Origin of the sequence: Streptomyces sp. NPDC090499 (assembly GCF_044769305.1) — a bacterium.
In the GTDB taxonomy this organism is placed as follows: Bacteria; Actinomycetota; Actinomycetes; order Streptomycetales; family Streptomycetaceae; genus Streptomyces.
The window spans coordinates 538,236-557,915 of sequence record NZ_JBIVXP010000004.1; the positions used below are offsets into that span (position 1 = coordinate 538,236).

General features: G+C 72.4%; 18 protein-coding genes. 13 read left to right on the forward strand and 5 right to left on the reverse strand.

The window, feature by feature from the left end:
• Nucleotides 1–117: 117 nt before the first annotated feature.
• Nucleotides 118–2,019 carry an alkyl/aryl-sulfatase gene (locus ACIQVL_RS18105; RefSeq protein ID WP_403475777.1) on the reverse strand — a complete coding sequence of 634 codons (1,902 nt, stop codon included), beginning with the start codon at nt 2,017–2,019 and terminating at the stop codon, nt 118–120.
• 559 nt (nt 2,020–2,578) lie between these two features.
• Here ACIQVL_RS18105 and ACIQVL_RS18110 point away from each other — a divergent pair.
• The 5 genes from ACIQVL_RS18110 (at nt 2,579) to ACIQVL_RS18130 (ending at nt 7,644) form a co-directional block, all read left to right on the forward strand.
• Nucleotides 2,579–3,661, forward strand: coding sequence for a Gfo/Idh/MocA family oxidoreductase (locus ACIQVL_RS18110; RefSeq protein WP_403475778.1), 1,083 nt, complete (start codon nt 2,579–2,581; stop codon nt 3,659–3,661).
• Entirely contained in the window at nt 3,658–4,407 is a 750-nt protein-coding gene (locus ACIQVL_RS18115) for a cupin domain-containing protein (protein ID WP_403475779.1), read from the forward strand. The genes ACIQVL_RS18110 and ACIQVL_RS18115 overlap by 4 nt, the downstream gene beginning before the upstream one ends.
• Before the next feature lie 131 nt (nt 4,408–4,538).
• A complete protein-coding gene (locus ACIQVL_RS18120; protein ID WP_403475780.1) occupies nt 4,539–6,764 on the forward strand; it encodes a PQQ-binding-like beta-propeller repeat protein in 2,226 nt (741 codons plus the stop codon).
• A gap of 198 nt (nt 6,765–6,962) precedes the next feature.
• Nucleotides 6,963–7,157, forward strand: coding sequence for a hypothetical protein (locus ACIQVL_RS18125; protein WP_403429045.1), 195 nt, complete (start codon nt 6,963–6,965; stop codon nt 7,155–7,157).
• A gap of 64 nt (nt 7,158–7,221) precedes the next feature.
• Nucleotides 7,222–7,644, forward strand: a complete 423-nt coding sequence (locus ACIQVL_RS18130) for an SsgA family sporulation/cell division regulator (protein WP_403429047.1) — start codon at nt 7,222–7,224, stop codon at nt 7,642–7,644.
• Nucleotides 7,645–7,849: 205 nt separating this feature from the next.
• On the opposite strand, the gene ACIQVL_RS18135 is transcribed toward ACIQVL_RS18130, so the two are convergent.
• Nucleotides 7,850–8,554, reverse strand: a complete 705-nt coding sequence (locus ACIQVL_RS18135) for a TetR/AcrR family transcriptional regulator (protein WP_403429049.1) — start codon at nt 8,552–8,554, stop codon at nt 7,850–7,852.
• 289 nt (nt 8,555–8,843) lie between these two features.
• Here ACIQVL_RS18135 and ACIQVL_RS18140 point away from each other — a divergent pair, with 289 nt between their 5' ends.
• The 3 genes from ACIQVL_RS18140 (at nt 8,844) to ACIQVL_RS18150 (ending at nt 12,198) form a co-directional block, all read left to right on the forward strand.
• Nucleotides 8,844–9,296, forward strand: a complete 453-nt coding sequence (locus ACIQVL_RS18140) for an ATP-binding protein (protein WP_403429051.1) — start codon at nt 8,844–8,846, stop codon at nt 9,294–9,296.
• Nucleotides 9,297–9,423: 127 nt separating this feature from the next.
• A complete protein-coding gene (locus tag ACIQVL_RS18145) occupies nt 9,424–10,224 on the forward strand; it encodes a DUF4239 domain-containing protein (RefSeq protein ID WP_403429052.1) in 801 nt (266 codons plus the stop codon).
• Between the two features lie 111 nt (nt 10,225–10,335).
• Complete coding sequence (locus ACIQVL_RS18150) at nt 10,336–12,198, forward strand: glycoside hydrolase family 15 protein (RefSeq protein ID WP_403475781.1); 1,863 nt, start codon at nt 10,336–10,338, stop codon at nt 12,196–12,198.
• A 127-nt stretch (nt 12,199–12,325) separates the two neighbouring features.
• Here the strand turns inward: ACIQVL_RS18150 and ACIQVL_RS18155 are convergent, their stop codons facing one another.
• Nucleotides 12,326–13,120, reverse strand: a complete 795-nt coding sequence (locus tag ACIQVL_RS18155) for an SDR family oxidoreductase (protein WP_403429085.1) — start codon at nt 13,118–13,120, stop codon at nt 12,326–12,328.
• Nucleotides 13,121–13,507: 387 nt separating this feature from the next.
• Between ACIQVL_RS18155 and ACIQVL_RS18160 the strand changes: the two genes are divergently transcribed.
• The 4 genes from ACIQVL_RS18160 to ACIQVL_RS18175 all read left to right on the forward strand — a co-directional run bounded on the left by ACIQVL_RS18160 (nt 13,508) and on the right by ACIQVL_RS18175 (nt 18,005).
• Complete coding sequence (locus ACIQVL_RS18160; protein WP_403429056.1) at nt 13,508–13,747, forward strand: ferredoxin; 240 nt, start codon at nt 13,508–13,510, stop codon at nt 13,745–13,747.
• Nucleotides 13,744–15,138 (forward strand): NAD(P)/FAD-dependent oxidoreductase, encoded by a 1,395-nt coding sequence (locus ACIQVL_RS18165; protein ID WP_403475782.1) that lies wholly within the window; start codon nt 13,744–13,746, stop codon nt 15,136–15,138. The genes ACIQVL_RS18160 and ACIQVL_RS18165 overlap by 4 nt, the downstream gene beginning before the upstream one ends.
• Before the next feature lie 72 nt (nt 15,139–15,210).
• Nucleotides 15,211–16,431, forward strand: coding sequence for a cytochrome P450 (locus tag ACIQVL_RS18170; protein ID WP_403475783.1), 1,221 nt, complete (start codon nt 15,211–15,213; stop codon nt 16,429–16,431).
• A gap of 185 nt (nt 16,432–16,616) precedes the next feature.
• A complete protein-coding gene (locus ACIQVL_RS18175) occupies nt 16,617–18,005 on the forward strand; it encodes a hypothetical protein (RefSeq protein WP_403475784.1) in 1,389 nt (462 codons plus the stop codon).
• Nucleotides 18,006–18,023: 18 nt separating this feature from the next.
• On the opposite strand, the gene ACIQVL_RS18180 is transcribed toward ACIQVL_RS18175, so the two are convergent.
• A complete protein-coding gene (locus ACIQVL_RS18180; protein WP_403439731.1) occupies nt 18,024–18,710 on the reverse strand; it encodes a response regulator transcription factor in 687 nt (228 codons plus the stop codon).
• A 106-nt stretch (nt 18,711–18,816) separates the two neighbouring features.
• On the opposite strand from ACIQVL_RS18180, the gene ACIQVL_RS18185 reads away from it, so the two are divergent.
• Nucleotides 18,817–18,972, forward strand: coding sequence for a DUF6131 family protein (locus tag ACIQVL_RS18185; RefSeq protein WP_403439733.1), 156 nt, complete (start codon nt 18,817–18,819; stop codon nt 18,970–18,972).
• Between the two features lie 12 nt (nt 18,973–18,984).
• On the opposite strand, the gene ACIQVL_RS18190 is transcribed toward ACIQVL_RS18185, so the two are convergent.
• The gene (locus ACIQVL_RS18190; RefSeq protein ID WP_403439735.1) at nt 18,985–19,662 is read right to left on the reverse strand and encodes a GAP family protein; all 678 of its coding nucleotides are present in this window, start codon (nt 19,660–19,662) and stop codon (nt 18,985–18,987) included.
• Nucleotides 19,663–19,680: the final 18 nt, after the last annotated feature.

The window sequence follows — 19,680 nt, forward strand, 5'->3', positions numbered from 1 at the left end:
CCCTTCTGTCGAGCCTGAGTGGTTACATGGCCAGTCGAGCACGCTGGATCTAACCTGTCAAGGTGACTTTTGTGGTTAGGCTGAGGTGTCGTACGGCCGCTCCGCCGGCGGCTCGGCTCACGGGGTGACGATGGCGAAGTCCGGGTCGGGCATGCCGAGCCGGCCGACGAGTTCGGTCAGCCGGCGGGGGTCGCCGGTGATCTCGACGGTGTCGCGGGCCGCCAGGTCGGCCGGTCTGAGGGTGCCGAGCAGGAGGGCGCGCAGGTCGGTCTCGGTGAGGGTGATCTCGACGTCCGGGTCGGCGGCGGCCGGTCCGGTGCCGGTGACGTGGGTGAGGACGCCGTTGCGCAGCCGCACGGTCACGGTGTCGCCGTCGGTGATGTGCAGGCGCACGGCGATGTCCACGTCCCAGCTGCCCGGCCCGTCCACCCGGATGGCCAGGGCGTCGAAGAGCTGGTCCAGGGTGAGGGCCGCGATCACGTCCGGGGACGCGGTGACGGTGGGCGTGCCGGCGGAACCGTTGCGCAGTTCGTAGGCGCCCATCAGGTAGAAGTTGCGCCAGGCGCCGTTCTCGCTGCCGTAGCCGAGCTGTTCGAGGGCGTCGGCCTGGAGCTCGCGGGCTTCGGAGTGGTCCGGTTCGGCGAACAGGACGTGGCCGACGACCTGCGCCGTCCAGCGGTAGTCGCCGTCGGCGTACGACTGCCGGGCCCGGCGCAGGACCTGGTCGGCGCCCCCCATGAAGTCGACGTACCGCTTCGCGGCCTCGGCCGGCGGGTGCTCCCACAGGTGGGCCGGGTTGCCGTCGAACCAGCCCAGGTAGCGCTGGTAGACCGCCTTGGTGTTGTGGCTGACCGAGCCGTAGTAGCCGTGGGTGTGCCAGGCCCGCTCCAGGGCCGGGGGCAGCTCCATCCGCTCGGCGATCTCCGGGCCGGTCAGGCCCTGGTTGAGCATGCGCAGGGTCTGGTCGTGGAGGTAGGCGTACAGGTCCCGCTGGGTCGAGAGGAACTCCACCACGCGGTCGCGGCCCCACGTCGGCCAGTGGTGGGAGGCGAAGGCGACGTCGGAGGCGCCGGCGAACAGGTCGACGGCCTCGGTGAGGTAGCGGGCCCACGCCCGCGGGTCGCGGACCTGGGCGCCGCGCAGGGTCAGCAGGTTGTGCAGGTTGTGGGTGGCGTTCTCCGCCATGCACAGGGCCGCGCGGTCGGGGAAGTGGATGTTCAGCTCGGCCGGGGCCTCGGTGCCGGGAGTGAGCTGGAAGACCATGCGGATGCCGTCGACGGTCTCCGTCTGCCCGGTGCGCGTGACGGACACGGTCGGCGGGATCAGGGTGACCGTGCCGGTCGAGGTGGTCTGCCCCAGCCCCGTGCCGATCTGCCCGCGCTCTCCCTTGGGCAGGGCGGCGCCGTACATGTAGGCGGCACGGCGGCCCATCGCCGTACCGGCGTACACGTTCTCGCTGACCGCGTGCTCCAGGAAGCCCCGCGGGGCGAGGACCGGGACGCCGGCCGCCACGTCCGCGTCGGTGATGACACCGCGCACCCCGCCGAAGTGGTCGACGTGGCTGTGCGTGTAGAGGACGGCGGTCACCGGGCGCTCGCCACGGTGGGCGCGGTACAGGGCGAGCGCGGCGGCCGCGGTCTCGGCGCACAGCAGCGGGTCGATGACGAGGATCCCGCGCTCGCCCTCCACGACGGTCATGTTGGACAGGTCGAAGCCGCGTACCTGGTAGATGCCCTCCGTCACCTCGAACAGCCCGTGGTCCGAGCACAGCCGGCTCTGCCGCCACAGGCTCGGGTTCGCGGTCGCCGGGCACTCCCCGGCCAGGAACCCGTAGGCGTCGAGGTCCCACACCACCCGCCCGTCGGCGTCCTTGACGACACTGTCCTGGGCGGTGCCCAGGAAGCCGCGGCGGGCGTCCGCCAGGTCCCGGGTGTCGTCGAAGGGGAACCGGCGCAGGACGGCCGCGTTGGCCTGGGCGACGGCCGGTTCGGCGGGCCCGGCCTCGGTGTGGGGGGACATCGGGAGGCTCCCTCGCTGACGGCGGCACCGCGTGGGCCGCCATCCGGACGGCCGGGGCCAGTGCCACCCTCGCCCGGTGCCCCTGCCCGCACGACCGGAACCACGCCGTACGGGTGAACGGCGGCCGAGCCCGGTTCCGTCGACCCCGCGGAAGCCGGGGGACGGCACGGGGCCGGGCGGGGAAGCCGCCGCTGCTCGGGCTGTTGCGCCGCGTCGCCGCCGTCCCCCTGGCGACGGGCGCTAGCGCGGCACGGCCGCCCGAGGGCGTCACGTGCGCCGTGCGATGGCGCGCGGGCCCCGGCCGGTGCAGGCGATCGGCCGGCCGAGGCTCGCGTCGGTGCCGGAACTCCACCGGAAGGCGGTGTCCGCCCGCAGCGTCGCGAAGCCGTGGCCGAGGCTGCGGAGTGCCGGACGGCGCCCTCGGCGGTGACCGGCCGGTGGCCGGTCGGTGATGAGTCCGGGAATTGCTGCCGCACGGGTCCAGGTCGGCCGAGGTGTGCGCCAAGTGGGTGGGAGAGAAAGGGAGTTGAGAGGAACCGGGACCCTAGGATGATCCGCTGTGACGCTACGTTGTGCACTGGTCGGGTACGGTCGGATGGGGCGCCTGCACGCCGCGAAGTGGCGCGCGCTCGGGGTCGAGGTGGCCGTCGTGGTGGATCCGCGGACCGGTGACCGCGCGGAGTCCGACGGCCTGCCGGTCGCCGCCACCGCCGCACAGGCGGTGCGGGCCAGGCCGGACTTCTGGGACGTCTGCGTGCCCACCGAGGCCCATGCCGGCGTGCTCGCCGAGGTCTGCGGGCTGGACGGGAACGCCGATCTCGTCGTGGAGAAGCCCCTGTGCGCGCCGTCGGACACGGCCCTGGTGCGCGGCCTGCTCGCCGGGCACGGCGGCCGGGTCGTGGTGGGCGAGAACTACCACTCCTCCGTCGTGACCGCCGAGGTCGCCCAGGTCGCCGGGCGACTGGGGCTGACGGTGCGCCGGCTGGTGGTGGAGATGAGCAAGCACCGCGACGCGGATATCCACGCGGGCCGTTTCCAGGACCTGTCCCTCGGAGCCCTCGGATACGAAGGCCCCCATCTGCTCGCCGTCCTCGCGGAGTACGGCGCCGCCGCGGGTGTCGACCCCTGGCCGGCCGGCGCCCCGCGGATCGACTTCCACGACAGGGCGGCGGCGGACGTCCCGCCGCGGTCCGGAATCGACGTCCGGTACACGACGGCCCTGGGCCTGGAGGTCGCCCTGTCCACCTCCGTCGCGGGCTTCGTCAGCCACCCGCTCGGTCCGCACGCCCCGCGTCCGCCACGGCTGCCCGCCGAGGACCGGACGACCCGTCACCGGGTGCTCGGTGTCCGGGGCACCGACCGCCGGGGAGACGCCTGGGAGGTGGTCGGCACCTTCGAGCCGGTCGCCGGGCTGCCGCGCTGCGCGGCCACCGTCTCCGTCCGCCGGGCCGGCGGAGCCTGGCGGCCGGTCCGCACCGTCGCCGACGACAGTCTCGCCCGTCATTTCGCCCGGACCGCCGACCACTTCAGCGGCCGCGGCCCCAACCCCGCGCCGCCCGGCCGTGCCCTGGACCACCTGGCCCTGCTGCACGCCTGGTCCCGGTCCAGCCCCTCCCTGCTGCCCCAAGGAAGCACGTCATGACCTTCTCGCTGCCGGCCGGTATCGGCATGTCCCGTGTCCACGTCTACTCCAGCGAGGCTCCCGACGGCCAGTGCGGCGGCACCCCCCACATGCACCTGGCCTGCACCGAGCTGTACGTCGCCCTCGAAGGGCGGGGCGCCGCCGAGTTCCTCACCCCGGACGGCCTCCACCGCACCGAACTGCGGCCGGGCGACGCGGTGCAGTTCACTCCGGGGACGATCCACCGCCTGATCACCGGCCCCGAGCCCGAGACCGCCCTGCGCATCCTGGTGGTGATGGAGAACGGTCACCTCAACGAGGAGGGCGACGTGGTCTTCGCCTTCCCGGACGAGGACCTGGCCGACCCGGAGCGGTACGCGGGCCTGGCCGCGGCGGACACGCTCGAAGCGGCCCGCGCCCGCCGGGACCACGCCGTACGCGGGTTCACCGGGCTCGTCGACGCCTGGCACGCCTCCCCCGACCGCGGCCGGGAACGGCTGCTGGCCTTCTACCGGCGGGCGGCCACCCTGGTCCGGCACCGCGCGGCCGCCTGGCCCCGGGTCGTCGCGGAGGGCCCCGCCGGGTCACTGGCCCGGCTCGCCGCGCGCGCCGAGGCCGTGGCGGCCGGAGACGTCTCCCATCTGGAACAGGCCACCGTGACCGAACTCGCCGCCCCCAGGCCCGCTTCGATGACGCCACGCATGTGCGGCACCCTGTGGCCCTACCGGCCGGACGGGACGGCCGGCACGTCCCGGGGAACGTCGTGACCTCGGGTCGGGACCGCGGCGGTGCCGTCGTAGCCGGGCACGGGGACACGAGGGCGCGGCTCCGCCGCCGGAGCCGCAGGCCCTACTGTGATCCCCGTGAGGCAGGCGAGCGCTGGGAAGGATGATCGGCGATGACGCCCCTGAGCACCGGGGACCCGGAGTCCATAGGCGGGTACACCCTGCTCGGCCGGCTCGGGGCGGGCGGCATGGGGGTCGTCTATCTGGGAGTCTCCGCCTCGGGACGGCAGGTCGCGGTCAAGCTGGTGCGCGGGGCGTATGCCCAGGAGGAGGAGTTCCGGACGCGCTTCCGGCAGGAGATCGCGGCGGCGCGCAGAGTCAGCGGCGCCTTCACCGCGCCGGTCGTGGACGCCGACCCGGACGCCGAACGGCCGTGGATGGCGACGCTCTACGTGCCGGGGCTCAACCTCGCCGAAGTCGTCGAGAAGGACGGCCCGTTGAGCCCGGGGGAGCTGCGCGCGCTGGGGCTGGGGCTCACCGAGGCGCTGCGCGACATCCACCGGGCGGGCCTGGTGCACCGCGACCTCAAACCGCGCAACGTGCTGATGACCGACGACGGGCCGCGCGTCATCGACTTCGGCATATCGCGCGCCGACGACCACCAGAGCCTCACCACGACCGGGCGGATGATCGGCACCCCGCCCTTCATGTCGCCCGAGCAGCTGGCCGCCCCCCGGGACGTCACCCCGGCCTCGGACGTGTTCTCGCTGGGGTCGCTGCTGGTCTTCGCGGCCGTCGGCACGGGACCGTTCGACGCCGACAGCCCGTACATCACCGGCTACCAGGTGGTGCACGGAACCCCGGACCTCGACGGGGTGCCCGGTGATCTCCTGGACATCGTCGAGCGCTGCCTGGACAAGGACCCCGGCGCGCGGCCGGAGTTGACGGACATTCACCGCATGCTCCGGGCGCTGCCGGAGTCCGGCAGCACCGCGCCCCGGACGACCGGGCGGTCCGCGAAGCCCGGGCACCACCCCGCCGCTCCGGGCCCGGCGGCCACGGCCACGTCCGCGGGCACCTCCTCCGCGGCGGCCACGTCCGCGGGCGCCGAGACCGGAACCGCTACCGGCAGCGGCGGCGCGACCGGAACGGCTACCGGCACCGGCAGGCGACGCCGGGCCCGCATGCTGCTCACCGGCCTCGGCGCGGTGCTGGCCGTCGCGGCGCTGGGGGTCGCAGCGGGCTTCTTCATGCCCGACTCGGACCCCGCCCCCGCCTCCGGCGCCACCGCCACGGCCACCGCCCGTGCCGCGTCACTGCCCGCCGGCTGGCGGCCGTGGCGGACGGCGCTGCGGTACGGCGTGCAGGGCATCCCCCTCGACTACGACAGCCCCGGATGCGTGACCTCGGGAACCGCCCTGTTCTGCGGCGGTACGGGATTCACCGCTGCCAGGATCGACGCCTCCTCCGGCCGCGTCCGGTGGCGGACCGGCACCCGCCCGCAGGGGGCTGAGCCGATCGGCGTGCGCGACGGACTGGTCTACGTGTACGAGGACCCGGACGACAGGACCAGGCGCGTGGTGGCCCTCGACGCCACCACCGGGCACCGGCGGTGGCAGCGCGACATCAACAAGTCCGAGGCGGCGGTCCTGTACGACGGCGGGCTGCTGACCCTGTCGCCCGACTACGCGTCGTTCGTGGCCTACGGGCCCTCCGGCAAGGAGCTGTGGCGGGCACCCTCGCTGGACGAGTACTGCACTCCGGCCGCGCTCGGCGGCGCCCCCTACGCCCTGTGCTCGCAGGGCGCCGACGCCGGCCAGGCCCCGGTCGAACTGATGCGGCTCGGACCCGGCAGCCTCACCGAATCCGCCACCCTGCCCAGGAAGTCGGAGGCGCTCGGGGCCGTCGGCGGGCGGCCCCTGTTCCTCGCCCCGCAGACCGCGAAGGACGTGTACGAGTCCGGGTACGAACGGCCGTACAACGCGCTGCTGCGGGTGGACCCGGAGACCGGGCAGGTCAGGCGGACACCGCTGGCCCGTCCGCTGACCGGCGCGGCCACCCTGGTGGACGGCGTCGTCTACTTCGTCCGGTCCGACGGGTCGGTCACCGCGGTGTCGGCGGACACCGGCAGGGAGCTGTGGCGGAAGGTGACGGACGTGGAGAGCCTGTCCGCGCCCGCGGTGTCGGCGACGTACCGGCGGGTCTATTTCGCCAACCGCTTCGGCCGGCTGCTGGCGCTGGACAGCCGCACCGGAGCGGAGGTCTGGCGCACCTCGGCACTGGACGACCCCGGGGACAAGGCGCAGAGCTACCCGCCGCGGGTGCTGCTCGTCAAGGACGCGATCGTGGCGACGGCCGGCGACACGGCCTTCTCCCGGGGCCCGGACGGGCCCGCCTGACCGGACCGCACACCCCCGTCCTGGGCGCTTCCGACGTGCTGTGACGGGCTTCACCGCAAACATGAGGCACCCCTCAAGTACGCTGACAAGGTCGAACATGAGGGACCCCTCCGGATGCTCCCCGAGGTTCGGCACCCGACGGCCGCTCCGGAATCTCCGGAGCGCCGCACAGCACACGGAAACGGCAAGGAAATGACCATGAACAGGTGGATCAGGCGCGTCTCGATCGCCGTCGCTACCACGGCAGTGGCCGGCGGAGCCCTTCTCGGAGCCGTCGGCCCGGCGTCGGCGGCGACCACCTCGGCCCCCGCGGAGCACGCGCGGCCGGCGGTCACCGTAAGTGCCGACCGCTGGTACCTGGACCAGCTCGACTGGTACCTCCACCAGCGCTGATGCGGCCGCAGGCCGGCACGGCCGGTTCGCCGGTCCGGCGTCGGCGGGACGCAGGAGTGAAGCAGTGAGAGCAGTCAGAACCGTGGCGTGCGAGCTCCCCGTGGAGCTGGTCCTGTCACCCGAGATGTCGGTGCCGATGCACGCGGCACTGCGGTACGAGACGGACGACCCCTATGCCGTCCGTACCGTCTTCCACCCTCCGGGCCAGGAGCGGACGGTCGAGTGGCGCTTCGGCCGCGACATGCTGGCCGAGGCGCTGAGCGGGCACACCGGGCAGGGAGACGTGCACATGTGGCCCGGCGCCGACTCGGGACACGACGTGGTCCACGTCGCGCTGAGCTCACCGGCCGGATCGGCCCTGCTCCGGTTCCCCGCGCAGGACGTGGAGTCCTTCCTGCGCGAGACGTGGTCCGCGGTGCCGCCGGGGTCCGAATCCGCCCGGCTCGACCTGGACGCGGAGCTGGCACAGCTGCTGGCGGGGAACTGAACCCACCCGCGGCGGCTCATGGCTCACCCGCGGTGGCTGATAGCTCACCCGCGGCGGCTCATGGCTCACCCGCGGTGGCTGATAGCTCACCCGTGGTGGATCATGAATCGCCCGCGGCGGCTCATGGCTCACCCGCGGCGGCTCATGGCTCACCCGCGGTGGCTGATAGCTCACCCGCGGCAGCTCATGGCTCACCCGCGGCGGCTCACGCCTCCTCGTGGCACTCGTGGCATTCCTCTTCGGGGCACTCGAGTGTGGTGAGGGTCTGGTCGAACTGCTGCGGGGTCAGCGGCGGCTCCGGCAGCTCATGGGCGCACTGGGCGCGGAAGGCGTCGAGCAGCAGGTGGAGGTGGCGCCGCCAGGCGTTGGGGGCGACGGCGCGCGTGGCCTGGATGATCCCGGCCTGGGACCAGATCACGAAAGCCAGGTCCTCCGGGGTGACGTCGTCGCGGAGGGCGCCCTGCTCCTGGGCGGCGCGGAAGATCTGGGCGGCCTGCGCCTCCGCGCGCTCGAACATTCCCCTGCCGAGCGCATGGACGGGCAGCCGGGCCGAGACCAGGTCGTTGAAGGCGCGGTCGCAGGCCTGCAGCTCGCAGAGCCGTTCCAGGTAGTGGCAGAACCCTTCCCAGGCGTCGTCCATGGCCGCGGCCTCCTCGGCCGCGGCCAGCAGCTCCGTGAACTTCGCGGTGAAGAGCTCCTCGACCAGGTCGAGCCTGCGGGGGAAGTGCCGGTAGAGCGTCCCGATCGCGACGCCCGCCTCGCGGGCGACACCCTCCAGGGACGCGTCCAGCCCCTGCTCGGCGAAGGCCTTGCGGGCGGCGGCCACGATCGCGTCCCGGTTGCGCTGCGCGTCACGGCGCAGCGGCTTGGCCGGCGCCTTCGCCGCGGACAGGACGTGCTGCTGGCTCATGCGTCCAGGCTAACATGAGGGGCCCCTCGGATTAGGGCCGTGTGGTCCTGTTCACGACACGAAGCCCAGGCCGCACCCGCACAGAAGGCAGCGGTATGCGGTATGCGGTATGCGGTATGTGATGACAGCGGGCCTTCCCGGAAGCGAACCGGGAAGGCCCTTACCGGTTGTGCCGGTATCGCGGCGCTTTGCCGGATCGCCTCATGAACGGGGAACCGGCGGGTAGGCGAATGCACAGAACGGTGAGATCGCCTGTGACGAGACGACAAGGACGCCTACGGAGAGCCCTATGGTCACCCCGCTGAAGAATCGGGCCTCGGACGGACAGGAACCCGGGGCGCCGCTGCGACACCGCGTCACCTGGGACACCGCGGACAGCCCGATCGCCGACGCCCGGGTCGCCGTACGCGCCCTGCTGGCGCGGGCCGGGTACCAACCGGACCACCGGCCGAGCCAGGACGCCCAGCTCGTCGTCAGTGAGCTGGTCACCAACGCGGTGCGCCACGCACCCGGACCGGGCGGTCTGGCCCTGGAGGTGTCGCCCGACGCCGGCCTGCTGCGCATCGTCGTGAGCGACAGTTCGCCCCGGCCGCCCGTACTGCCCGCCCACGACCCCGGCCGCGTCGGCGGACACGGCCTGCACCTGGTCACCCGGTTGTGCGGGCGGCTGAACACCGTGGCGCAGGAGACCGGCAAGCTGGTCGTCGCCCACCTGCGGCTGCGCGACCCCACCGCCCGCTAGGCGCCGGCGTTCGGTTCCGTACCGCGAGGACTCGCTCACTCCGTGGTGTGAAATTCCCCCGGTGAGCCCTCAGTTGCTTGCGGAGCCGGGGTTTCGGGGTGTGGCGCCCGCCCTAGACTCCGGGCCCATGTCGCTCTGGCTGCTCAACCATTTCAGTACCTTCACGCTGGCCGTCGTCACCGTCGGCGGAACCGTCGTTCTGGCCGTCGCCGGCAGCGTGCTGCTGCGGCGCAGGTATCCGTCACTGGCCGGCGGGGAGCACAACGACATGGTCGGAGTGACGCTCGGGATGTTCGGCGCCATCTACGGGATCATCCTCGCGTTCGTGATCGTCACGCTGTGGACGCAGCTGGAGGACACCCAGACCATCGTCGCCGCCGAGGCCACCGACGCGGCGCTCATCACCCGGGACGCGGCCGCGTTCCCGGCGGCGGTGCGGGACCGGCTCGATTCGGCCGTGAGCGGCTACGTCCACGCGGTCGTCGAGGACCAGTGGCCGCGGATGCGCGCGGGGCACCCCAGTTACGGGACCACGGAGACCCATCTCCAGGCCGCCTTCAAGGTGTTGCAGACGTACGACCCGAAAGGCGAGCAGGAGCAGGTCTTCTACGAGCAGACCGTCAGCCGTCTCGACGACGTCGCCTCCCAGCGGCGCGCCCGCATCACCATGGCCCGCCAGGAACTTCCCCCGCTGCTCCAGGCCCTGGCGGTCGGGGGCGCACTGGTCCTGGTCCCGCTCACGTTCCTGTTCGGCATGCGCAAACTGAGGGTCCAGATCCTGTTCGTCGCCTCGGTCGCCGGACTCGTCGGCTTCAGCCTGCTCCTCGTCTTCGTCCTGGACCGCCCCTTCTCCGGCGACCTCAGCGTCAGCCCGGCCCCGTACCGCGAAGGGGCGCTGGCCCGGTACTGGCAGCCGACGCAGCGCTGACCCCGGCCGGCGGCGTCCGGGGCCCCGCCCGACGAGCCGGAGCAGGGGCCGCGGCATACGCTGACCGGGGGGGTGCGTTCGGGTGACTCGCACACCGGAAGGGGCGCCCCGATGGACGACTACCCGCTGATCGAGAACCACGGGCTGATCGGCGACCTGCAGACCGCGGCGCTGGTCACCACCGACGGGGCGGTCGACTGGTTCTGCTCCCCGCGGTTCGACTCGCCGAGCCTGTTCGGGGCGCTGCTCGACAAGGACAGGGGCGGCCACTGCACGGTCCGGCCGGCGTACCCGACCTGTTCGACCAAGCAGCTGTACCTGCCCGACACGGCGATCCTGGTCACCCGGTTCATGACCGAGGCGGGCGCCGGCGAGGTGGTCGACTTCATGCCCGTGACCGGTACGACGGCCACGGACCGGCACCGGCTGGTGCGCCTGGTCCGCTGTGTGCGCGGCACCATGACCTTCGACGTGGAGATCGCCCCGCGGTTCGACTACGGGCTCATGAAACACCAGTTGCACCTCACCCCGCACGGAGCCGTCTTCGCCGCGGAGGACGGTACCCAACTCACCGTGCACCCCGTCCGGGAGCCCGAGGACCCCCGGCTCGCGGACGTCATGACGGACCAGGACGCCGACCTGCGGGTCTCGCTCACCCTGGCCGCCGGTGAGCAGCGCGGGCTGGTCCTGGAGACGGGCGCCGACGGCCCGCCCCGGGAGATCCGGCGGGCCGAACACGAGCAGCTCTTCGACGAGACGGCGGCGTTCTGGCGGACCTGGCTGGCACGGTCCACCTACACCGGGCGCTGGCGGGAGGTGGTGGAGCGGTCCGCGATCACGCTGAAGCTCATGACCTTCGCCCCGAGCGGCGCGGTGGTGGCCGCTCCCACGGCGGCGCTCCCGGAACAGCTCGGCGGCGAGCGCAACTGGGACTACCGCTTCACCTGGATTCGGGACGCCTCCTTCTCCGTGTACGCCCTGCTGGGACTGGGCTTCACGGAGGAGGCCAGGGCGTTCATCGGCTGGCTGGGCGACCGGGTCAGGGAGGGGGCCGGCGGTGACGGGACCACGGGCCCGCTCAACATCATGTACAAGGTCGACGGCTCCTCCGACCTGGACGAGCGGATCCTGGACCACTGGGAGGGCTACGCCGGTTCCGCGCCGGTCCGCATCGGCAACGGCGCCGCCGGCCAGCTCCAGCTGGACGTCTACGGCGAGGCCCTGGACAGCATCTACTTCGCGCACCGGCACGGCCTCACGCTCGGGTACCGGGGCTGGACCTCGCTGCGCACGGACCTGGACTGGCTGGCCGACCACTGGGACCAGGCGGAGGAGGGCATCTGGGAGACCCGCGGCGGCCGCCAGGACTTCACATACGGCCGGGTGATGTCATGGGTGGCGTTCGACCGGGCGCTGCGCCTCGCCGAGTCGAAGGGGTGGCCGGCGGCGACCGGCCGCTGGCAGGCGGAACGGGACGCCGTCTACGAGCAGGTCATGGCCAGGGGCTGGAGCGAGGACCGGCGGGCCTTCGTCCAGCACTACGCCAGCGGGGTCCTGGACTCCTCGCTGCTGCGGATGGCGACGGTCGGGTTCCTCACCCCCGGGGACCCGATGTGGTCGACCACCCTGGACGCCATGGAGGACGAACTGGTCAGCGACAGCCTCGTCTACCGCTACGACCCCGACGCCTCGCCCGACGGCCTGCGCGGCTCGGAGGGCACCTTCTCGCTGTGCACGTTCATGTACGTCGACGCGCTGGCGCGGGCGGGCCGGACCGACCGGGCGCGGCTGGTGTTCGAGAAGATGATGGGGTACGCCAACCATCTGGGCCTGTACTCCGAGGAGATCGACCCGACGGGCCGTCAGCTCGGCAACTTCCCGCAGGCGTTCACCCACCTCGCCCTCATCGACTCGGCCCTCACCCTCGACGAGGCGCTCGACGGCCGGCGACCGGGGCTCGTCCAGCACGGGTAGCCCCGCCGGAAGCGCCGGAAGCGCCGGAAGCGCCGGAAGCGCCGGAAGCGCCGGAAGCGCCGGAAGCGCCGGAAGCGCCGGGATCTGCCGTCTGCTCTCTGCCGTCTGCCGCCGGGCCCGCTCGGCGTCAGCCGCCGGTGGCGAAGCCCGGGAAGAGGGTCATCCCGCCGTCGACGTACAGGGTGGTGCCCACCACGTAGTCCATGAGGTCCGAGGCGAGGCCCACGGCCGCGTGGCCGATGTCCTCGGGGTCGCCGATGCGGTCGTAGGGGATCAGCCGCAGCAGGTCCTCGCGGGCCTCGGGCGTCTCCCAGGCGCTGCGGTTGATGGGGGTCCTGATGGCCCCGGGGGCGATCGCGTTCACCCGGATCTTCTTCGGGGCCAGCTCCTGGGCCAGCGTCTCCATCATCATCTGCACGCCGCCCTTGGAGGAGGCGTAGTTGACGTGTCCGGCCCACGGGATGACCTGGTGCACCGAGCTCATGCAGATGATCTTCCCGGCCGCGCGCGACACCTCGGGTACGACACCACGGCGCAGGAACTCCTTGGTCGCCTCGCGGGCGCACAGGAACTGTCCGGTGAGGTTGACCTCCAGGACCTTCTGCCACTGGGCGAGGGTCATCTCGGTGACCGGGGCGTCCCGCTGGAGTCCGGCGTTGGCGACCAGGATGTCGATGGTCCCGAACTCCCGGACCATCCGGTCCGTCATGGCCACGACCTGCTGCTCGTCGGAGACGTCCGCCTCGTAGGCGGCGGCCCGGACCCCGAGGGCGGTGATCTCCTCGACCACCTCCTCGGCCTCCTCGCGGCCGGCCACGTAGTTGACGACGACGTCGGCCCCCGCCCGGGCCAGGGCCACGGCCGTCGCCCTGCCGATGCCGGAGTTCGCGCCGGTCACCAGGGCCTTCTGGCCGCGCAGCAGATGAGCGGGGACGACGCCCTTGGCCGCCGCGGAAGCGGACGGCCCCTCGGTGGAACTCACGATGTCCTGACCCTCCGCCGCGTGCCCGCCTGCACCGGGCCCGTCGCCCGGAGATCCGGACCTCAGCCAAGCACCGGAGCCGGGCGGCGGCATGCCGTGGCGGACCGCGTTGCGCCGCGCGGCGCAGGATCTTCGCCCGGCCGGGCCCCGGGCGTCCGGCTTCCCGGGGTGCGGGCGATGTGCGCGCGGAATACGCTGAGCGGGTGAAATAGCAGGATTCACAGGCGGTCTCAGCACCGCCGGTCGCCTTTGCGTGACGACCGATCTTTCTCGCTTTTCTCTCGCGTTCCTTCTCGCGAGCACCGAATTCTTCCTGTGGAGGCCGGGATGCGAGTCGTCGTCGATCTTTCCCGATGCGAAGGGTATGCGCAGTGCGCGTTCCTGGCCCCGGACGCGTTCCGGATGCACGGCGAGGAGGCGTTGATGTACGACCCCGAGCCCGATGACGCCCAGCGCGACCGGGTGCTGCGCGCCGCTGCGGCCTGTCCGGTCCAGGCGATCCTCGTCGACCGGCTGGAGGGCCGGGCGGAGCGGCGGGGCGCGCCGTTGGAGGCGTCGAGGCCATGACCAGCGCCGACAATCTGCGTGCGTTCAGGCGTGACGGCCGTATCGTGATCGTCGGTGCGTCGCTGGCGGGGCTGCGGGCTGCGGAGTCCCTGCGTGCGGAGGGGTTCACCGGGTCGCTGACGATGATCGGCGACGAGCTGGGCGAGCCCTACGACCGTCCGCCCTTGTCCAAGCAGGTCCTGACGGGGTGGGTGCCGGCCGACGGTACCAGGCTGCCGCGGCGGCGGGACGTCGATGCGGAGTGGCTGCTGGGGGTGCCCGCGAGCGGTCTGGATCTGGCCACCGACCATGTGCGGCTGGCGGACGGGCGGGAGGTTCCCTTCGACCGGGTGCTGATCGCCACCGGGGTGCGGGCCCGGCCGTGGTTCGTGGAGGCCGAGGCGGCGCTGGACGGAGTGTTCGTCGTCCGCACCCGTGAGCACGCCGAGGGGCTGCAGCGGGCGCTGGCCGCCGGGCCCTCCCGGGTGCTGGTCATCGGCGCGGGGTTCACCGGCTCCGAGATCGCCTCCATCTGCCGGGAACGGGACATCCCGGTGACCGTCGCCGAACTCGCGCCGTACCCGCTGGTCGGGGCGCTCGGCGCGATGGTCGGCGAGGTGGCGGCGGAGATGCAGCGCGCCCACGGCGTCGACCTGCGGTGCGGGGTCAAGGTCACGCAGCTGGAGGGCGACGCGCAGGGGCGGCTGCGCCGCGCCCACTTCGACGACGGCAGCACCGTCGACGCCGACGTGGCGGTCGTCGCACTCGGCGGCATCCGCAACACCGAGTGGCTGCAGGGCTCCGGACTGGCCGCGGGCGTCTGGGGCGTAGCCTGCGACACGGGCTGCCGCGCCATGGACCTCAACGGGCTGATCACCGACGACGTCTTCGTCGCCGGGGACGTGGCGCGCTGCCCGAACCCGGTGTACGAGTACCGGCTCATCTCACTGGAGCACTGGGCCAACGCCGTGGAGCAGGCCGAGGTCGCCGCCCACAACATGGTCAACGGCCAGGCGGAGCGCTGGCCCCACCTGTCCATCCCGCGGTTCTGGTCGATCCAGTTCGGCGTCAACATCAAGTCCGTGGGCGTGCCGACCTTCGCGGACGAGGTGGTCGTCACCCAGGGATCGGTGTCCGACCAGCGCTTCGTCGCCGCGTACGGCTACCAGGGCCGGGTCACCGCGGCGGTGACCTTCAACAACGCGAAGTGGCTGGACCACTACCGGCGTCTCATCGAGACGGCCGCGCCCTTCCCGCCGCCCTGCCCCACGCCGGACCAGCCCGTCGACACCAAGCCGGTGCCCGTCGACTTCCCCGGCCCCACGCTGCTCGCCCAGGGCGCCACCGTGGTCGTCACCGGACACGACCCGGGCGAACGACGCGTCACGGCCGCGCACCAGCACTGCCGGTAGGACCCCGCCGCCAGGAGTCCACCGCGGCGGGAGCGCACCGTCAGGAGGAAAGGACGAGGAAAGGACAGCGAGATGACCACGACCGAGGCGCCCGACACGCTGCGCCGGATCCTCGACTACGCCTCCCGCGCCGACCCCTACCCGCTCTACGCCGAACTGCGCGAGACGCCGGTGGCCCGGCGGGACGACGGCAGCTACGTCATCAGCACGTACCGCGAGCTGGCGGACATCCTGCACAACCCGCACCTCAGCTCCGACGTCCGCAACCTGGCGCACCCGATGCCCTCGGCCGAGGGAACGACCACGCCGGCCTTCATCAACATGGACCCGCCCCAGCACGACCGGCTGCGGCGGATGGCGATGCGTCACTTCGGCCCCCCGCACACCCCGGGTCTGGTGACCGGCCTGGAACCCGCCCTGGCCGACACCGTCGGCGGGCTGCTGGACGGCGTCACGGACAAGGAGCGGATCGACATCGTCGACGACCTCGCCTACCCGTTCCCCGTCACGGTGATCTGCCACCTGCTCGGCGTGCCGCGCGAGGACGAACCGCGGTTCCGGGTCTGGGTCAACGACATCATCAACGCGATCGACTACGACGCCAGGACCGACCCGCAGGAGAAGCTCGACGACGGCGTACGGGCCCGCCAGGACCTGCGCCAGTACCTCGGCGGACTGGTGGAGCAGCGCCACGGCCACCCCAGCGACGACCTGCTGTCCCGGCTGGCCAACGACGACGGGCCGGACGGCCGGATGACCGACGAGGAGATCATCAGCACCGCCAACCTGCTGCTGATCGCCGGCCACGAGACCACCGTCAACCTCATCACCAACGGCATGCTGACCCTGCTGCGCCACCCGGACGTGCTGCAACGGCTGCGCGGCGAACCGGACCTGATCGTGCCCCTGGTCGAGGAACTCCTGCGCTACGAACCACCCGTGCACATCATCCCCTGGCGGGCCGCGTACAGCGACATCACCGTCGCCGACACCGTCATCCCCCAGGGCTCGCAGATCATGCTCATGCTGGCCTCGGGCAGCCGCGACCCCCACCGCTTCCACGACCCCGACCGCTTCGACCCCGACCGGCACGACAACCAGCACCTCGGCTTCGGCAGCGGCATCCACCTCTGCTTCGGCGGCCCCCTGGCCAGACGCGAGGCCCAGATCGCCCTCACCGAACTGGTCCGCCGCCTCGACCGGCCCACCCTCGTCGCCGACCCACCGCCGTACCGGCGCAGCCCCGTACTCCGGGGTCCGATCCATCTGGACATCGAGCAGAACGGCGGGTGAGCGCTCCGCTGCTCGGGCCGCCCGTTGTGCCGCGGGCGGGTGGGGGCCGGTCGCGCAGCTCGCTCAACTCTCCTTAATTCCCATGCAACTTGGTGCGGCACACCCATACGATCCTCCCGCCGCCCGTACACCAGTGCGCATGCAAGCGCGGTTGCGGGCATCCAAACGGGAGGGATCACTTGACCATGTCCTTCGGCGCGCGCCCGCGTGCCGTCCTCGCTCTGCTGGGCACACTCGGCCTGTCACTGGCCGCGGCCGCCTCGCCCGCGAGTGCGGCCGACGGGACGCCCACCACACCGACCCAGCTCTTCAACGGCTACCGGAACTGCTCGACCGACGCGGACCGGCCCACCTACCTTCCGTCTCTCGGCAACGTTGTCGTCGAGGGCGTCCCCGGAACCACCGACGCCACCGGCAACCCCCCGGTCAGCGTCCGGTACCAGGCCTGGCCGGTCTCCGACCCGTCGCAGACCGAGACGGTCACCCGTGACCGCGCCACCCCCGGGTTCGAGGCCACCAGCATCCTGCCCGGCGACATGCTCGCCGACGGGCAGACCTACGCGTGGCGGGCGCAGACCGTGGCCGGGACTGCGGCCTCGGACTGGTCCGTCCCCTGTTACGTCACGATCGACGACACCCGCCCCGCGAGCACGCCGGCCATCGCCTCGCCGAACTACCCGCCGAACCAGTGGAACCAGGGCGGCGACCCGGTCAGGTTCACGTTGGACGCCAACGGCGCCGACGACGTCGCCGGGTTCCAGTACTCCTGGACAGGGTCGTTCGAGTCCATCGTTCTCGCGGACTTCGACGACCACCACATCCCGCAGCCCCGCGACCCGTACGCGGACCCGGGGCACTTCGTACGCGCCGACGCCACCGGCGGTTCGGCCACGGTCGACCTGGTTCCGCCGTACGGCGGAGCCGTGACCCTGTGGGTGCGCAGCCTCGACCGGGCCCTCAACCCGTCGGAAGCCACCAGCTACCACTTCTACGTCAGTCCCACGTCGCCCACCGTCACCCCGGCCGACCCGTCGCCCGAGTTCGGCGACACGACCACGTTCACGCTCCGGCCGGACGCCGGGCTCCAGTCGAGGAGCCCGGTCGTCAGCTACTCCGTGCACACCGTCAACGGCCCGGACGGCGACAGGACCTTCGACGTCGCCGCGGCGGCCGACGGCACGGCGACCACGGAGCTCACCATGGACGGCATCAACGGCGAGCATGTCGAGGTGACCAGCAAGAGCGCCGACGGCTGGGTCAGTGATCCGGCGTTCTGGGACATCGACTACGACACGACTCCCACCGTCGCCTCCGACGTCTACCCCGAGAACGGTTCCGGCGGCGGTGCGGGCGTCCCGGGCACCTTCACGTTCACGCCGAAGGCGAAGGGCGTCGTGAGCTACACGTACGCCTTCGACTCGGAGCCGGAGGTCACGGTCGCCGCGGGCGCCGACGGCACCGCGAGCGTCGACTGGGCTCCGGACTCGGCCGGCCCCGACGGCCTCCAGGTCTACGCCACCACCCGCTCCGGCATCCAACTGGCCACCTACTACTACTCCTTCACCGTGAACTGACCCCGCGAACCGGCTCGCTCACCGTCCCGTGCGTCCGGTGCCCGGCTGCGCGTCGATGCGGTACCCGGCGCCCGGGACGGTGGCGATGATCCACGGCTCGCCGAGCCGCTTGCGCAGGGCCGAGACGGTGATGCGCACGGCGTTGGTGAACGGGTCGGCGTTCGCGTCCCAGGCGCGTTCCAGGAGTTCCTCGGCGCTGACGACTCCGCCCTCGGCGCCCACGAGGACCTCCAGCACGGCGAACTGCTTGCGGGTCAGCGCGACGTACTGCCCGTCCCGGTAGACCTCCCTGCGGAAGGGATCCAGCCGCAGTCCGGCGATCTCCCGTACGGGGGGCCTGCTGTGGGCGCGTCTGCGGTCCAGGGCCCGGAGCCGGAGCACGAGTTCCTGGAGCTCGAAGGGTTTCGTGAGGTAGTCGTCGGCGCCGAGTTCGAAGCCGGACGCCTTGTCGTCGAGGCGGTCGGCCGCGGTGAGCATGAGGATCGGCATCCCGCTCCCGGAGGCGACGATGCGCCGGGCGATCTCGTCCCCCGACGGCCCGGGGATGTCGCGGTCGAGGACGGCGATGTCGTAGCCGTTGACGCCCAGCAGCTCCAGCGCCGTACCGCCGTCCCCCGCGATGTCCGCGGCGATCGCCGCCAGGCGCAGGCCGTCGCGGATGGCCTCCGCCAGGTAGGGCTCGTCCTCGACGATCAGCACCCGCATGTCATCGAGGCTACGTCACCTGGTCGGACGGATCCGGTGTGACCTCCCCGCTGCGGGGAACCCGGCAATCCGACAGAGGCCGTGGAACGCGCTAGGAGGTACGGTCATGATCGCACTCGGTGTCATCCTGCTCATCGTCGGATTCCTCACGGGCATATCGATCCTGTGGACGCTGGGCATCATCCTGCTCGTCGTCGGGGCGGTCTTCTGGATCATGGGATCCATGGGGCACGCGGTCGCCGGCCGACGTCACTATTGGTGAGCGTGGCAGCGCTCAGGAGGTGAGGACGGAGACGCCGTCTCCGAGCAGCTTCAGCCCGAGCACGAAGAACAGGACCGCCATCACGGCGACGTTGTGCTGAGCCGCCCAGTCCTTCCAGTTGCCGAGGGTGGTCCTGGCCCGCTCGCCGCCGAGCAGGAAAACCCCCAGTGGGGCCAGCAGACCGAGGGTGGCGACCACCACGAAGACCGCCAGGGACCCGATCTGCTGCCCCACCGGCAGGCCGGCCGAGCCGATCGCGGCCCCGGCGGCGATCGTCAGCGGGGCGTTCTTCGCGTTGAGCGCGGCCAGCGCCACCCCAAGAGCGAAGACCCTGACCGGGGTCAGGCCGTCGATCGCGCTCATCCACTTCGGCAGCCGGGCCTCCGCGGGATCCCTCGGGCGCCGGTGCCACAGCCGGGCGCCGAAGACCACGAGGAACACGCCCAGGGCGAGCTTGAGCGCTCCCACCCAGGTGGCCGGGTGCTTGTGGGCCGAGGCGTGCGCGGGGGAGGCGATCGCCAGCATCACCGCGCCCAGCACCGCGAGCCCCAGGATCCAGCCGACGGTGAACAGAACGCCGTTGAGGCGCCCGCGGGGCGTGGCGAGGATCAGGATCACCGCGATGATCGGGAGCGGGCTGACCGCGACGGCGGCCGCGAACCCCAGCACGTCACCGAGAACCGCACCCATGGTCGCCTCCGGCGTACT

Bases quoted from the DNA above. Each gene is read 5' to 3' on its own strand.
- ACIQVL_RS18160 (WP_403429056.1), top strand. From the start codon at position 13,508: ATGCGAGTCGTCGTCGATCTTTCCCGATGCGAAGGGTATGCGCAGTGC.
- ACIQVL_RS18105 (WP_403475777.1), bottom strand. From the start codon at position 2,019: ATGTCCCCCCACACCGAGGCCGGGCCCGCCGAACCGGCCGTCGCCCAG.
- ACIQVL_RS18175 (WP_403475784.1), top strand. From the start codon at position 16,617: ATGTCCTTCGGCGCGCGCCCGCGTGCCGTCCTCGCTCTGCTGGGCACA.
- ACIQVL_RS18125 (WP_403429045.1), top strand. From the start codon at position 6,963: ATGAACAGGTGGATCAGGCGCGTCTCGATCGCCGTCGCTACCACGGCA.
- ACIQVL_RS18190 (WP_403439735.1), bottom strand. From the start codon at position 19,662: ATGGGTGCGGTTCTCGGTGACGTGCTGGGGTTCGCGGCCGCCGTCGCG.
- ACIQVL_RS18170 (WP_403475783.1), top strand. From the start codon at position 15,211: ATGACCACGACCGAGGCGCCCGACACGCTGCGCCGGATCCTCGACTAC.
- ACIQVL_RS18120 (WP_403475780.1), top strand. From the start codon at position 4,539: ATGACGCCCCTGAGCACCGGGGACCCGGAGTCCATAGGCGGGTACACC.
- ACIQVL_RS18165 (WP_403475782.1), top strand. From the start codon at position 13,744: ATGACCAGCGCCGACAATCTGCGTGCGTTCAGGCGTGACGGCCGTATC.
- ACIQVL_RS18115 (WP_403475779.1), top strand. From the start codon at position 3,658: ATGACCTTCTCGCTGCCGGCCGGTATCGGCATGTCCCGTGTCCACGTC.
- ACIQVL_RS18185 (WP_403439733.1), top strand. From the start codon at position 18,817: ATGATCGCACTCGGTGTCATCCTGCTCATCGTCGGATTCCTCACGGGC.
- ACIQVL_RS18180 (WP_403439731.1), bottom strand. From the start codon at position 18,710: ATGCGGGTGCTGATCGTCGAGGACGAGCCCTACCTGGCGGAGGCCATC.
- ACIQVL_RS18145 (WP_403429052.1), top strand. From the start codon at position 9,424: ATGTCGCTCTGGCTGCTCAACCATTTCAGTACCTTCACGCTGGCCGTC.
- ACIQVL_RS18140 (WP_403429051.1), top strand. From the start codon at position 8,844: ATGGTCACCCCGCTGAAGAATCGGGCCTCGGACGGACAGGAACCCGGG.
- ACIQVL_RS18135 (WP_403429049.1), bottom strand. From the start codon at position 8,554: ATGAGCCAGCAGCACGTCCTGTCCGCGGCGAAGGCGCCGGCCAAGCCG.
- ACIQVL_RS18150 (WP_403475781.1), top strand. From the start codon at position 10,336: ATGGACGACTACCCGCTGATCGAGAACCACGGGCTGATCGGCGACCTG.